Origin of the sequence: Massilia oculi, from assembly GCF_017582745.1 — a bacterium.
Classification (GTDB): domain Bacteria; phylum Pseudomonadota; class Gammaproteobacteria; order Burkholderiales; family Burkholderiaceae_D; genus Telluria; species Telluria oculi_A.
The window spans coordinates 56,657-69,874 of the sequence record NZ_JAFVIM010000024.1 but is presented as its reverse complement, the minus strand read 5'-3'; the positions used below and the strand labels follow the sequence as shown (position 1 = coordinate 69,874).

The 13,218-nt window shown below is 65.9% G+C and carries 11 protein-coding genes and 1 pseudogene; 4 read left to right on the top strand and 8 right to left on the bottom strand.

From position 1 onward, the window contains the following. Window positions 1-5 precede the first annotated feature (5 nt). The 4 genes from J3U95_RS22875 to J3U95_RS22860 all read right to left on the bottom strand — a co-directional run bounded on the left by J3U95_RS22875 (window position 6) and on the right by J3U95_RS22860 (window position 3,515). A complete protein-coding gene (locus J3U95_RS22875) occupies window positions 6-1,031 on the bottom strand; it encodes a diacylglycerol/lipid kinase family protein (RefSeq protein WP_229520038.1) in 1,026 nt (341 codons plus the stop codon). Window positions 1,032-1,066: 35 nt separating this feature from the next. Beyond that, window positions 1,067-1,582, bottom strand: coding sequence for a GNAT family N-acetyltransferase (locus tag J3U95_RS22870; protein ID WP_229520037.1), 516 nt, complete (start codon window positions 1,580-1,582; stop codon window positions 1,067-1,069). A 36-nt stretch (window positions 1,583-1,618) separates the two neighbouring features. Next, window positions 1,619-2,146: a GNAT family N-acetyltransferase gene (locus J3U95_RS22865; protein WP_208280937.1), complete on the bottom strand. Its 528-nt coding sequence runs from the start codon at window positions 2,144-2,146 to the stop codon at window positions 1,619-1,621. A 64-nt stretch (window positions 2,147-2,210) separates the two neighbouring features. Further along, window positions 2,211-3,515, bottom strand: a complete 1,305-nt coding sequence (locus tag J3U95_RS22860; protein WP_208280936.1) for an amidohydrolase family protein — start codon at window positions 3,513-3,515, stop codon at window positions 2,211-2,213. Between the two features lie 185 nt (window positions 3,516-3,700). On the opposite strand from J3U95_RS22860, the gene J3U95_RS22855 reads away from it, so the two are divergent. The 3 genes from J3U95_RS22855 (at window position 3,701) to J3U95_RS22845 (ending at window position 8,081) form a co-directional block, all read left to right on the top strand. Further along, the gene (locus J3U95_RS22855; protein WP_208280935.1) at window positions 3,701-4,438 is read left to right on the top strand and encodes a phasin family protein; all 738 of its coding nucleotides are present in this window, start codon (window positions 3,701-3,703) and stop codon (window positions 4,436-4,438) included. Between the two features lie 87 nt (window positions 4,439-4,525). Beyond that, window positions 4,526-6,289: an ABC transporter ATP-binding protein gene (locus tag J3U95_RS22850; protein WP_208280934.1), complete on the top strand. Its 1,764-nt coding sequence runs from the start codon at window positions 4,526-4,528 to the stop codon at window positions 6,287-6,289. Beyond that, on the top strand, window positions 6,279-8,081 hold the full coding sequence (locus J3U95_RS22845) for an ABC transporter ATP-binding protein (RefSeq protein ID WP_208280933.1): 1,803 nt from the start codon (window positions 6,279-6,281) through the stop codon (window positions 8,079-8,081). The genes J3U95_RS22850 and J3U95_RS22845 overlap by 11 nt, the downstream gene beginning before the upstream one ends. On the opposite strand, the gene J3U95_RS22840 is transcribed toward J3U95_RS22845, so the two are convergent. Further along, window positions 8,078-8,839 carry a DUF2243 domain-containing protein gene (locus tag J3U95_RS22840; RefSeq protein ID WP_208280932.1) on the bottom strand — a complete coding sequence of 254 codons (762 nt, stop codon included), beginning with the start codon at window positions 8,837-8,839 and terminating at the stop codon, window positions 8,078-8,080. The two genes, J3U95_RS22845 and J3U95_RS22840, sit on opposite strands and share 4 nt — an antisense overlap. A gap of 407 nt (window positions 8,840-9,246) precedes the next feature. Between J3U95_RS22840 and J3U95_RS22835 the strand changes: the two genes are divergently transcribed. After that, window positions 9,247-11,226, top strand: coding sequence for a sensor domain-containing diguanylate cyclase (locus tag J3U95_RS22835; protein WP_229520036.1), 1,980 nt, complete (start codon window positions 9,247-9,249; stop codon window positions 11,224-11,226). Window positions 11,227-11,363: 137 nt separating this feature from the next. Here the strand turns inward: J3U95_RS22835 and J3U95_RS22830 are convergent, their stop codons facing one another. The 3 genes and pseudogenes from J3U95_RS22830 to J3U95_RS22820 all read right to left on the bottom strand — a co-directional run bounded on the left by J3U95_RS22830 (window position 11,364) and on the right by J3U95_RS22820 (window position 13,174). Continuing rightward, window positions 11,364-11,525, bottom strand: coding sequence for a T6SS immunity protein Tdi1 domain-containing protein (locus J3U95_RS22830; RefSeq protein WP_229520035.1), 162 nt, complete (start codon window positions 11,523-11,525; stop codon window positions 11,364-11,366). Between the two features lie 72 nt (window positions 11,526-11,597). Next, a pseudogene (locus J3U95_RS28890) lies at window positions 11,598-12,684 on the bottom strand (IS3 family transposase). A 13-nt stretch (window positions 12,685-12,697) separates the two neighbouring features. After that, window positions 12,698-13,174 (bottom strand): contractile injection system protein, VgrG/Pvc8 family, encoded by a 477-nt coding sequence (locus J3U95_RS22820; RefSeq protein WP_208280929.1) that lies wholly within the window; start codon window positions 13,172-13,174, stop codon window positions 12,698-12,700. Between the last annotated feature and the right edge of the window lie 44 nt (window positions 13,175-13,218).

Below are 13,218 nucleotides of genomic sequence, written 5' to 3'. Positions count from 1 at the left end.
GGCGATCACGCGGTCTCGAACGTGCCCTTGGCGGGACGCGGCGTGCCGCGTCCTTTCTCGGACACCAGCAGCTTGAGCCGCCCTTCGAGCACCCTGAATTCGAAGGGCGTCGCCATCTTGCTCACCTCGCCGTCGGCCGCCACCTTCAGGCGCTTGCGCCCATAGAACGACGGCGTGCGCACCGTCATGCTCTTGAACGCGAAGGCGATCACGTCGTCGCCCGCGCCGAGCTTGCCGAAAGCGCCGCGGATCAGCAGCCCCAGCAACCCCAGCTTGCCCATCGGCTTGGGCGCCAGCGCCACCAGTTGCCCCTCTTCCACCGCCTCGGTCAGGTCTTCCATCCCGACCTGCTCCATCTGCAGCCGATTGTTACCCACGAACAAGGTCGTGGTGCGCAGGCGTTTTTCCTTGCCGTCGAGTTCGAGCGTGATGCGCAGGTGGCGGTGGGGCCGCAGCGCCATCTTGATCGCCGACAGGAAGGCCACGACGCGGCTGCGGCCATATTCGCGCTTGTCGTGCTCACGTTCCTCGAGCAGCGCCGGATACAAGCCCACGCTGGCATTGACCAGGAAGATCTTGTTGTTAAGCATGCCGATCTGCACCGGCCTCACCTCGGCGCGCAGCATCGCGTACACCGCCTCGGCCAGGTCTTCCGGGATGCCGTGGGTGCGGCCAAAGTAATTGAAGGTTCCCTGCGGCAGCACGCCGAACAGGCAGCCGGCCAGCACCGCCTGGTGCGCGACCGTGTTGATGGTGCCGTCGCCGCCGGCCGCGACCAGCACGCCATTGCTGGCGACCGCCTTGCCGGCCATCTCGCGCGCGATGTCTTCAAGACGTTCTGGCTTGTCGACCACTTCCAGGTGACAGACCCGGCCCGACTTGTCCATGACCTCGCGGATCGTCGAGATGCGCTCTTCGGTCTCGGAATGCCCGGAACCGGCATTCAAGACAATGTAGAAATGGGCGTCTGGCGGCAACTCGTTGGATGGCATCGGTGTCGTTTCGGTCAGCAGGCGTTGGGGATGCGCCATCGTACCACCGTCAATACCCGCGCAAGGTGCGCTACTCAACCATCCAGGTCGGCCAGGTAGACGTCGACCTCCGGCTGGCCGGGGGCCAGGCAGGCGCGGCGTTCCAGGCGCAGTCCCAGGCGCTGCAGGAGCGCGATCGAGGCCGCATTGCCAGGAGAGACGATCGCCGCCAGGCGCCGGATGCCCATCCGCGCCGCAAGGCGCACCACCGCCTGCCCCGCCTCGAAGGCGTAGCCGCATCCGCGGTAGTCGGGCAGGAAGGCATAGCCGATGTCGACGTGCTCCAGGGTATCTCGCTTGACCAGGCCGGACAGGCCGATCGGCGCGCCATCCGCCAGCCGCTCGACCAGGTACAGCGAATGGCCGTGTTTCTCCTGCATCGCGATCGGTCCCTCGCGCAGGCCGCGGCGCGCGGCGTCGACGCTGCGCAGCTTGCGGTCGCCGATATGCTCGATGAAGGCGGGATCGTTCGCCAGCGCCAGGTAGAACGGGGCATCGTCCTCGGTGACGAGGCGCAGGCGCAGGCGGTCGGTGGTGAGGATCTCGGTCATGGCCGAGATCATAGCGCGCTTATGCGGTCTCTTCTACTATTCGTCCGCGGTCGGCCAGTGGTCGGGGTCTTGCAGCAGCTGGTACATCACATAGGCGTCGACATAGCCCAGGCGCTTGTGACGGAAGGCCTTGGGCAGGGTGCCGACGATGGAAAAGCCCAGTTTCTTCCACAGCCCGATGGCGGCGGCATTGGTGCTGACCACGTGGTTGAACTGCATCGCCAGGAAGCCCAGGCTGCGCGCCTCGTTCAGGCTGTGTTCGCCCATCAGGCGGCCGATGCCCGCGCCTTGCGCCGACTGGCTGACCATATAGGACGCGTTGGCCACGTGGTGGCCGCGTCCGGCCTGGTTCGGCACCAGCCGGTACATGCCCAGCACGCGCCCCGCCGCACTCACGGCGACGAAGCTGTGCACGCCCTGGCCCAGCCAGTAATGATGGCCGGCCTCGCGCGAGGTGGCGGTGGTGAAGACATAGGTTTCACCGGCCACCACGTGGGCGCAAAAAATGGTCCAGATCGCCTCGAAGTCGGCTTCGACGGCGGGACGGATTTCAATATCTCTCACAACAATCAGTATGCAAATGCCAGAACCCGGCGGTCAGTTATTTTGCCTGAAAACTCACAAATAATCACGGAGCGTCCTGGTTTGCCGGCTTGTTGCCCTGAGGCAGCCGGAAGTCGACGCCATCGGGCCGCCCATCGAGATAGAGGCGGCTGGCGGCGGCCGGCGCCTCGGCCACCACCCGGCCGCGCCGCAGCACGAACCGGCGCGCCGCGCGCAGGCGGATCGCCTCGACCGGCGAGCTTGCATCGAGTATCACCAGGTCGGCATGGCTGCCCGGCGCCAGGCCATAACCTTCGAGCCCGAGGATGCGCGCCGGCGTCGCGGTGATCGCCTCGAAACAGGCCTGCATCGCCTCCAGCCCCGTCATCTGCGCCACGTGCAGGCCCATGTGCGCCACCTCGAGCATGTCGCCCGAGCCCATGCCGTACCAGGGATCGAGCACGCAGTCGTGGCCGAAGGCGACGTCGACGCCGGCCGCCATGAGCTCGGGCACGCGGGTCATGCCGCGCCGCTTGGGATAGGTGTCGTGGCGGCCCTGCAGCGTGATGTTGATCAGCGGGTTCGCGATCGCCGCCACCCCGCTTTCCGCGATCAGCGGCAACAGCTTGCTCACGTAATAATTGTCCATCGAATGCATCGAGGTCAGGTGCGAGCCGGCCACCCTGCCTTGCAGGCCGAGGCGCTGGGTCTCGTGCGCCAGCGTCTCGATATGGCGCGACAGCGGGTCGTCGCTCTCGTCGCAGTGCATGTCCACGCGCAGGCCGCGTTCGGCCGCGAACTCGCACAGCAGTCGCACCGACTCGGCGCCTTGCGCCATGGTGCGCTCGAAATGGGGGATGCCGCCGACCACGTCCACGCCCATGCCGATCGCGCGCTTCAGGTTGTCGAAGGCGGTCGGGCTGCGCAGCAGGCCATCCTGCGGAAACGCGACCAGCTGCAGGTCGAGATACGGCGCCACCCGGCGCTTGACTTCCAGCAGGGCTTCCACCGCCAGCAGGCGGTCGTCGCAGACGTCGACGTGGCTGCGGATCGCCAGCAGGCCGCGCGCCACCGCCCAGTCGCAATAGCGCAGCGCGCGCTCGACCAGGGCGTCCTGGGTCAGCGCCGGCTTCAGCTCGCCCCACAACGCAATACCTTCAAGCAAGGTGCCGCTGCGGTTCACGCGCGGCAAGCCGTAGCTGAGCACCGCATCCATGTGGAAATGGGCGTCGACAAAGGGTGGGCTGACCAGGTCGCCGGCGGCGTCGATCTCGCGCGCGCCACGGGCAGGCAGCCACGGTTCGAGGGCGGCGATGCGTCCGTCGGCGATGCCGATGTCGATGCCTTGCCGGCCGTCGGGCAGCGTCGCATTGCGAATCACGAGGTCCATTTTCAACTCCTATTGATCGGCAAATTGTAGCAATTCAGGAACATGGTCTTTGAGAAAAATCAAACAATGCTGCGATGCAATATTACCCTTGATAAATAAGCTACCTTTGTGCGTTGCAACACCCTGAAATCGTGGGTACACTGGCCGATATTGCAGCGCGCCATACTTGACCGATAGGAAATCCAATGACTTCACTTCCCGAGCAATTGTCCGCAGCATCTACCAGGCAACTGAGCGCCCAGTTGGATGCACAGTTTCGCTTCTTTAATACCTTCGCCACGCAGACGCTGGACAACGCCAGCCGCATCATGTCGCTCAACCTGTCGGCCTCGCGCGATTCGGTCGAGCGCTCGTCGCACACCCTGCGCCAGCTGATCGAGGCGACCCAGCCGCGCGACCTGCTGGTGCTGCGCACCCACGCCGAAGAACAGGTGCGCAGCCTGTTCAACTACGGCCGCGAACTGTTCAACATCACCGCCAATGCCCAACCGGTCGCCTTGCGCACGATCGCGCCCGAGGCGCCGGGCGCGCCGCTGACGCTGGCCGCTCCCGCTTCTGCACCGCTCGAGCAGGCCGCGACCGCCGCCGCTGCCGCGACGACGGCCACGATCGACGCTGTCGCCGACACCGGCGCCAAGGTCACCGAGGCTGTCCAGGCTGCGGCGGCGCCGGTCGTGCAGGCGCAAGCGCCGGCCGAGCCGGTCGTCGTCCAGGAAGAACCGGCGATCGTGAGCGCGGACGAGATCCAGGCCACGATCGGCGACGATCCGGCGCCGGTCGCCAAGCCCAAGCCGATCGCCAAGGCCGCCGGCAAGGGCGCCCCGAAAGCGGCCACCGCGCCGCATCCGATGGCGGCCCCGGTCGAGGACAAGGATTCGGCCACCGTCACCCGCATCGACACCCCGCCCAAGCGTCGAAAGTGAGCACATGAAAAGCGCCGGATAGGCAAAACGACTACACTAGCGGGCTCTGGCCCGCTTTTTTTTCGGGCGCATTTCCAAGGATTTCGAATGAGTTTGTCCAGGCTGATCGGCGGCTTCGTGCGCCGGCATTGGCAATCCTATGCCTCGTCGGCCGCCATGCTGATCGGCGTCGCGATCTGCACCGTCCTCATCCCGCGCAAGGTCGGCGCCATGGTCGACGCCCTCGCCGCCAACCGCCTCGGCCAGCACGACCTGCTGCTCGGGATCGCCGAACTGGTCGCGCTGGGCGTGGCGATCTACGTGCTGCGGGTCTGCTGGCGCATCCGGCTGTACTCGGCCGCCTACAACCTGGGCGTCGAACTGCGCACCCGCCTGTATGCGCGCCTGGCGGCGCAAGGCCCGGCCTTCTACCAGCGCCAGCGCACCGGCGACCTGATGGCGCTGGCCACCAACGACATCGACGCCATCGAGATGGCGGCCGGCGAAGCCTTGCTGGCCGCCTTCGACGGCACGCTGACCCTTGTGATGGTGCTGGGGATCATGATGCTGGGCGTCGACTGGCGCCTGGCCCTGGTCGCGCTGCTGCCGTTCCCGCTGATGGGTCTCGCGTTCTGGTACATCTCGACCCATATCCACACCGCCGAAGGCGATGCCCTCAAGCGCTTCTCGGCCCTCAACGACCACGTGCAGGAATCGCTGTCCGGCGTGCGCACCCTGCGCGCCCTGGGCCTGGAAGGGCGCAGCGCGAACCAGTTCGGCGAGCTGGCCGGCAAGGCCGCGCAAGCCAGCCTGACGGCGCAAAAATGGGAAGCCGCCTACGAGCCGGCGGTCGGCCTCACGCTCACCGCCGCCACCGGCCTCACACTCGGCCTGGGCGGCTACCTGGTGTGGCAAAACGAGCTCACGGTGGGCGCCCTGACCAGCTTCACGATGTACCTGGGCCAGCTTATCTGGCCGATGTTCGCGGCCGGCTGGGTGCTGACCCTGATCGAACGCGGCCGCGCCGGCCTGGCGCGCCTGCAACCGCTGCTCGACGCCCCGCTCTCGGTCGAGGACACGGGCGTCATCGAACAGGTCGGCCAGGGCGCGCTGGTGCTGGACAAGGTCACCTTCGCCTATGGTGGGGCGCAGGCCGATCTGCGGCAGCCGGCGCTCGACGGCGTGTCGCTGCGGCTCGAGCCGGGCCAGACCCTGGGCCTGGTCGGCCCGACCGGTTCCGGCAAGTCGACCCTGCTGCGGGTGCTGCTGCGCCAGGCCACGCCGCAGGCCGGCCGCGCCGAATGGGCCAGCCATCCACTCGAGGCCTATCGCCTGTCGGCCTTGCGCAGCGCGACCAGCTGGGTGCCGCAGGAATCCTTCCTGTTCTCGGCCTCGATCGCCGAGAACATCGCGCTGGCGCGGCCCGGCGCCTCGCGCGCCGAGGTGATCGCGGCGGCGCAGATGGCCGACATCCACGACGACATCCTGCGCTTCCCGCACGGCTACGACACCCCGGTCGGCGAGAAAGGCATCACGCTGTCGGGCGGCCAGCGCCAGCGGGTCGCGATCGCGCGCTCGCTGCTGGCCGACAGCTCGTTGCTGCTGCTGGACGACGCCCTGTCGGCGGTCGATACCGGCACCGAGACCCGCATCCTCGAACACCTGGCCGAGCTGCGCCAGGCGCAGCCAGGACGCGCCGCCATCATCGCCAGCCACAGGCTGTCGGCGGTGGTCGCGGCCGACCATATCGTCGTGCTCAAGGCCGGCCGCGTGGTCGAAGCGGGCACCCACGATCAACTGCTCGCGCTGGATGGCTGGTATGCCAGCCAGTGGCGCTACCAACAACTGGAGGCCAGCCTCGATGCAATCTGATGCAAGCCCAGACAAGTCCATCGAACGCGGCGAATTGCGCAACCAGGCGAAGCTCGCCACGCGCCTGCTGCGCCGCGCCGCCGCGCCCGAGACGCGCCACCTGGTCGTGGCCACCCTGTGGCTGATCCTGGCCGCCGCCTTCGAAGTCCTGGGCCCGCTGCTGGGCAAGGCCCTGATCGACGACCACCTGCTGCCGCGCGACCTCGACTGGCCGCGCATGGTGTTGCTGCTGGGCGGCCTGGTCGTCACCGGCTGGATCGCGAGCTGGGTGCGCTACCTGCAGCTGATCCGCCTGTCGGGCCTGGCGATGCGCTCGGTGCAGCGCCTGCGCGAATGGGTCTATGGCCACGTGCTGCGCCTGCCGATGGCCTTCTTCGACCGCGCCATCACCGGCCAGCTGGTCAGCCGCGTGACCAACGACACCGAGGCGGTCAAGACCCTGTACATCCAGGTCCTGTACGTCATGCTCGACAACTCGATCGTCCTGATCGGCACCATGATCGCGATGGCCTGGCTCGACTGGCGCCTGATGCTGATCGTGCTGACGCTGGTGCCGGCAGTGGTGGGCATCGTCTGGCTCTACCAGCGCCTGTCGGCGCCGGCGGTCACGCGCGCCAGGGCCCTGCGCAGCGACATCAATGCCCAGATGGCCGAGTCGATCGGCGGCATGAGCGTGCTGCAGGCCAGCAATGCCGAAGTGCGTTTCGGCGAGCGCTTCCTGGGCACCAACCGCAACCACTACACGGCGCGCGTGGCCGAGCTGCGCGCCAACGCCTTCCTGCTGCGGCCCGCGCTCGACCTGCTCAATGTCGCCCTGCTGGCGCTGGTGATCTTCGCCTTCGGCCAGCGCGAGGTCGGCGCGGTCGAGGTGGGCGTGCTGTACGCCTTCGTCAGCTATATCGCGCGCGTGGTGGAACCCCTCATCCAGATCACGATGCAGTTCAGCGGCCTGCAGCAGGCGGTGGTGGCGGCGGCGCGCGTGAACACGCTGCTCGATGAAGCGGGCGCGCCGGAACACGATCCCAAGCGCGCCCACGATGAAAGCGCCTTCTCGGCGACCGCGCCGGCGGTGCGGGTGCGTAACGTGGAATTCGCCTACGTGCCGGGCCAGCCGGTGCTGCACGACCTGTCGCTCGACGTGCCGCAGGGCGCCTTCTTTGGCATCGTGGGGCACACCGGCAGCGGCAAGTCGACCCTGCTGTCGCTGCTGCTGCGCTACTACGTGGCCGACAAGGGCACCATCGAGATCGGCGGCCTGCCGCTGGCCGGCATCGGCAACGAGCGTTTCCGCAACGAGGTCGGCCTGGTGCCGCAAGACCCGTTCATCCTGGCCGCCACGGCGCGCGAGAATATCGACATGGGCCGCGGCCTGCCGCTCGAGCGCCTGCAGGCCGCGGCGCGCGCAGCGCACGCCCACGATTTCATCGCCGCGCTGGAAGACGGCTACGAGACCCAGCTGGGCGAAGGCGGCTCGCGTTTGTCATCGGGCCAGAAGCAGCTGATCGCGATCGCGCGCGCGCTGGCGGGCGAGCCGCGCATCCTGCTGCTGGACGAGGCGACCTCGCGCATCGACAGCGCCACCGAGCAGATCGTGCAGGAGGCGCTGGAAGAATTGCGCGGCAAGGTGACCATCATCGCCATCGCGCACCGCCTGTCGACCATCCGCGAGGCCGACCGCATCATCGTGCTCAACCACGGCAAGATTACCGAGGCCGGGCCGCACGAGGAACTGATGCGGATCGAGGGAGGCTTGTATCAGCGGCTGTATCTGTTGCAGCAGATCGCAGTCTAGATTCGGCTCCAGTTGAAACATCCGGCCGGCGCGCCGCTGCCGCTTACCAGCAGCGCGCCGTGCCGGTACAGGTCCCAGCGGCGCGCTTCCGGCACCGCCATCACCACCACGCCCATCGCGCGGTCGCTCCATACGAGGCGGCCGTCGACCGCGTCGAGCGCCGCGAACACTTCGCGCGGGCCGGCGCCGGGGTGGAACACGACGGTGGTCAGGGCTTGCCCCGGCGGCGGCGTCAGCGCCCAGGCGCCGGCGCCGGCCGTGCCGGCGGCCAGCAGGGCCATCGCCGCGGTGGCGTTACGCATCCCCCCGCCACTTCCGCCCTGGCGGCGCAGCCAGCGCCAGCCGAGCACCAACGGCACGATGCCGAACACGGCCAGCCACAGCAAGTCCCACAACAGCGGATTCGGGCTGTCGATGCGGATGCGGTGGATGCCGAGCAGCCAGTGCGACAACAGCGCGTCGACCGTGTGCCAGATGCCAAAACCGACCAGCATCGCGCCCGCCAGCGGCCGCCCCCAATCGCCTCCGCCGCGCCGCTGCGCGCGCCACAGCCCGACCAGGCCGGCCAGGGCGATCACGTACATCAACAGGTGAAAATAACCATCCCATAGCACCTGCAGGCGCAGGTCGTCGATGCCGGACACGAGGCTCAGGAGATGGTGCCACTGCAGGATCTGGTGCAGCAGGATGCCATCAAAAAAACCGCCCAGCGCGAAGCCCAGCGTCGCGCCCCACCTGGCCCAGGGTGACCTCCACATCGCGTTCTCCTCGTTGCCGATCGTGGGCCCAGTATAGGAGCCAGCGCGGATCGGGATCGCACCGTTGGCGCAACATTTTGGTGCGTGATTTTTGCTGTTGGCTACATCGGATTGGCGACATTTCGTTGTCGCACTAAACATGTGATTTGCTCAAGTTTGCTTGGATTGGCGGGCTTCCCGGGCCGCGCGCCCTGTCGCCGCGCCAATACCCTCGAATCTCCTGTGTCTTTTTTGTGACATTTAAAGAGAAAGTGAAATTTCTGCTTTGCAACAGCCATATAATGGTCCAAACAACTTCCGCCGGATCGACCGGTGCGACGAGAAACGGCATGTTCGCTGTCCTGCATTGCGCATTCGCGCGTTCCCGCTCCCACGCGCTTGCCCTGGCATTGTGCGCGGCGTCGTCCATGGCGTTCGCCAGTGGCGCCCTGCCGCTGGACCAACGCATTGCAGAGATCCGCGAACTGAACCGCTTCGTGCCCGAGCGCGCACTGCCGCAGCTGGAAGCGCTCGAAGCACAAGCCCGCAACGCGCCACTGGCGCAACGCATCGAGTTCCTGAACCAGCTTGCCATGGCGCGCCACGGCCTCGGCCACCATGGGCAGTCCTTCACGCTCGCCAACGAGCTGATCGCCCTGGGCCGTGAATATGATCATGCCGGCGCGCTCGCCAAGGGCCTCCTGATGCAAGGGTATTCGGCCTTTGCCCAACATCGTCCGAGCGAAGCGCACCGCCTGGTCTGGGAAGCGGAAAAGCTGGCCAATACCACCGACGACATCGACCTGCGCGTACGCGCGATAATTTCGTCGGGCGAATCGCATGCCGAAGAAGGCAATCTGCCACGCGCCCTCGAGCGCCTGCAGTCGGCGGCCACGTTGGCGCGCAAGCAGGGCGAGCCGGTGCACGTGGTCATGGCGCTCAATTCGCTGGTGCGCCTCTACTCCCAGATGCGCGAACCCGAAAAAGGCTTCGGCCTGCTGGACGAGGCGCTCGCCGCCGCCCGCAAGGCGAATTCGCCGGGCCGCATGGCGACCATCAGGAACGCCGAGTACTGGCTGGCGATAGACACCGGCCAACGTGAACGCGCACTGCGCGCGTTGAAGGAAGGGCTGGCGCTGGAACGCTCGATCGGCGCCACCAAGCGGGTCGCGGTGTCGCTGATTAACCTGTCGGACTTCTATCTCAAAACCGGCGACTTCAAGCATGCGGCGGGCTACGCCGAACAGGCGGTGGCGGCGGCGCGTCCGCTGAACGACCGCAAACTCGATGCGACCGCGCACCTGAACCTGGGCCAGGCCTATCTGGGCACCGGCCGCCTGGCCGATGGCAAGCGCCAGATCGAGCTGGGCGTGGCCGGCTACGAAGAAATCGGCGACAAGCCGGAACTGCAGAACGCCCTGGTCGAATACGGCCTCGCGCTTGAGCGCGTCGGCGACCTGCCCGGCGCGCTGCAGGCCTATCACCGCGAGCGCAAGATCTCGAACGAGCTGTTCGAGCGGCGCCGCCAGCAGGCGATGCTCGACCTGCAGGAAAAGTACGAGGGCGACAAGAAGCAGCGCCAGATCGAGCTGCTGCGCAGCGAAAACCTGATCAAGTCGACCGAGATCGACAACCGCCGCCTGCAGCAGCGCGTATGGTGGCTGCTGGTCGCGGTGTTCGCGCTGGCGGCGACCGTGGTGGGCCTGTTGTACCGCAAGGTGCGCCACGCCAACGCCCAGCTGCACGAAAAGAACCGCGAACTCAAGCAGCAGAGCGTGCGCGATCCGCTGACGGGGCTGTACAACCGTCGCCACTTCTTGGAATACATGCGCGCGCTGCCGGCGGCGGAGCAGCAAGCCAACGGCGGCGCCTTGTTCCTGCTCGACGTCGACCACTTCAAGAACATCAACGATACCTATGGCCACGCGGCCGGCGACGCGGTGCTGACCACGATCGCGGCGCGCCTGTGCGAGATCCTGCGCGAGACCGACATGATCGTGCGCTGGGGCGGCGAGGAATTCCTGGCCTACCTGCCGACGGCGCCGGCCGGCAAGTCAGGTTTGGACGAGGTGGCCGAGCGCATCCTGGCCGGCATCGGCGCGACCGTCGTCGACCATGGCGGCATGGCGCTGAGCGTGAATGTCTCGATCGGTTACGCGCCCTTCCCGCTGTCGGTGGGGGAGCAGAACCTGGCGTGGGAGCGGGTGGTGAACCTCGTCGATATGGCGCTGTACCTGGCCAAGTCGCATGGGCGCAACCGGGCGTATGGCGTGCGCGGCTTCGCCGACGACAGGCTGGCCAGCATCGATGCGATCGAGCAGAACCTGGAGCATGCGTGGCGTGCGGGGCAGGTCGATTTGTCGGTCGTGATGGGCGAGCGGGAGCCGTTGAAGGCGGCGAACGGTTGAACCGGAGCCAGTTGCGGCAGTGGATGGCCGCTCGGCTGGCTTGGCGCGCGTTCACATTGCACGGCGTCGGGAATGCTGTTGCTAGGGGCTGAGCAGCTTATCGATGTCGATATCAGAAAATGGAATCGTCGGCGCAGCTAGTTGGCGAAGAATCTCAAATGCACATCCAGTTTGAGCTTCGCTAGATTCTCAAGCCGCATTTTTCCGCCAAGCACGATAGCTGGTTCAAAGCCGTAGACTTCATCGAATCCCAAGGGTCCGAGCTCAGCAAGTGCGCGAGAATATAGAGGCTCGCCCATCTCGTCCTTAAGATCACAGTCTTCCGGTGACTTGGTAATCCCCCCATTTTTAGAGCGCGCTAAAAGTAGAGGTTAAGCGGCAAGGGCAAGTTTCTGTTTTGGTGTGATGCCGCCGAGCGCCATATTGGGCCGGTCGTGATTGTAGGTCCACAGCCAGCGGGTGGCAAATTCCTGGATTTGGTCGAGCGTTTCAAAGAGGTTGTGCGCCAGCAATCGTAGCGCACGGTCCTGTTGTATCGCTCGACGTAGGCGTTTTGCTGAGGCTGGCCTGGCTGGATGAAATCGATGCGGATGCCGTGCCTGGCGGCCCAAGCCAACGTCATGGCGCTGATATATTCGGGGCCGTTGTCGCAGCGGATCGCCTCCGGTTTGCCGCGCCATTCGATGATCCGGTCCAATGATCTGATAACGCGTTCGGATGGCAGCGAGAAGTCGACCTCGATTCCCAAGCCTTCACGATTGAAGTCATCGATGACGTTGAATAGGCGGATGCTGCGGCCGTCGGCAAGCTGGTCATGCATGAAGTCCATCGACCAGCTTTGGTTGATTGCGGTCGGCACGGCCAATGGCAGTGGCTTCTCGCGCACCAGACGATGGCGCGGCTTGATCCGCAGGTTCAGCTCGAGTTCGCGGTAGATCCTGTAGACCCTCTTATGATTCCACTTGAAACCCTTGACGTTGCGCAGGTACAGGAAGCACAGCCCGAAGCCCCAGTTGCGCTGGTTGTTCGTCAGCCGCACCAGCCAGTCGGCGATGACGTTGTTCTCTTCGTCCAGCTTCGCCTTGTAGCGGTAGCAGGTCTGGCTGATGCCAAACGCTCGGCAAGCCAGGTTAATCGTGGCTGACCGCTGTGCCACGGCCCACTGCGCCATCTCTCGCCGCTGAGATGGCGCTACCACTTTTTTGTCAGCGCCTCGGCCACAATCTCGGCCTTCAGACGTTCCTCGGCATACATCTTCTTCAAGCGCCGATTCTCGTCTTCGAGCTCCTTCATGCGTGCCATCAGCGACGCATCCATGCCGCCGTACTTGGCGCGCCATTTGTAGAACGTGGCGTTGCTGATGCCGTGCTCGCGGCACAGTTCCGGGACAGGGCTGCCGGCTTCGGCTTGCTTGAGGATGGCGATGATCTGGCTGTCGGTAAAGCGGGACGTCTTCATGTAGAGCTTTCTGTTAAGTAGAAAATTCTACTTCTAAACACGCTCTTTTTGCGGGGGGATTACCATAGCCGCGAAAGATGCTGGCCGTCTGGTCGTACAGGCTCGCGTTGTGGAACAGCAGGCAGTTGCGGCGCAGGGCCAGATACTTGAGCCAGGGGCCGAGCCGGGCTTCGTAGAAGGCGACGCCGCCATCGGTGCGCAGCAGGCGGAAGCTGAAGACGTAGCCGCTGAAGTAGCGCAGCGTGCCGTCCTGGCGCACCAGTTCCACCGTCAGCAGCTTGCCCTGGAGCGTTTTCAGGTCGAGCGCGGCGTCATCGGAGAGCAGCTCGACGGTATAGGCGAAATCGCGCGACAGCGCTTCGTAGGCGTCCAGCTTGTTGACCAGCAGCGTGGAAGCCGGGCCGTCGTCGTGCGGAAACGCCAGCCGCAGGATGCGGGCGTGCTGGCGGTCGCGCAGCAGTTCTTGCAGATGCAGGAGAAGCGTGCCCATGCGGATTCCTTGTACGCACCATGACATGTTTGCAATGCAATCAT

Excerpts from the sequence above, each read along its gene's own strand:
- J3U95_RS22875 (WP_229520038.1), bottom strand. The coding sequence starts at position 1,031 with ATGGCGCATCCCCAACGCCTGCTGACCGAAACGACACCGATGCCATCC.
- J3U95_RS22870 (WP_229520037.1), bottom strand. The coding sequence starts at position 1,582 with ATGACCGAGATCCTCACCACCGACCGCCTGCGCCTGCGCCTCGTCACC.
- J3U95_RS22860 (WP_208280936.1), bottom strand. The coding sequence starts at position 3,515 with ATGGACCTCGTGATTCGCAATGCGACGCTGCCCGACGGCCGGCAAGGC.
- J3U95_RS22855 (WP_208280935.1), top strand. The coding sequence starts at position 3,701 with ATGACTTCACTTCCCGAGCAATTGTCCGCAGCATCTACCAGGCAACTG.
- J3U95_RS22850 (WP_208280934.1), top strand. The coding sequence starts at position 4,526 with ATGAGTTTGTCCAGGCTGATCGGCGGCTTCGTGCGCCGGCATTGGCAA.
- J3U95_RS22845 (WP_208280933.1), top strand. The coding sequence starts at position 6,279 with ATGCAATCTGATGCAAGCCCAGACAAGTCCATCGAACGCGGCGAATTG.
- J3U95_RS22840 (WP_208280932.1), bottom strand. The coding sequence starts at position 8,839 with ATGTGGAGGTCACCCTGGGCCAGGTGGGGCGCGACGCTGGGCTTCGCG.
- J3U95_RS22835 (WP_229520036.1), top strand. The coding sequence starts at position 9,247 with ATGGCGTTCGCCAGTGGCGCCCTGCCGCTGGACCAACGCATTGCAGAG.
- J3U95_RS22830 (WP_229520035.1), bottom strand. The coding sequence starts at position 11,525 with ATGGGCGAGCCTCTATATTCTCGCGCACTTGCTGAGCTCGGACCCTTG.
- J3U95_RS22820 (WP_208280929.1), bottom strand. The coding sequence starts at position 13,174 with ATGGGCACGCTTCTCCTGCATCTGCAAGAACTGCTGCGCGACCGCCAG.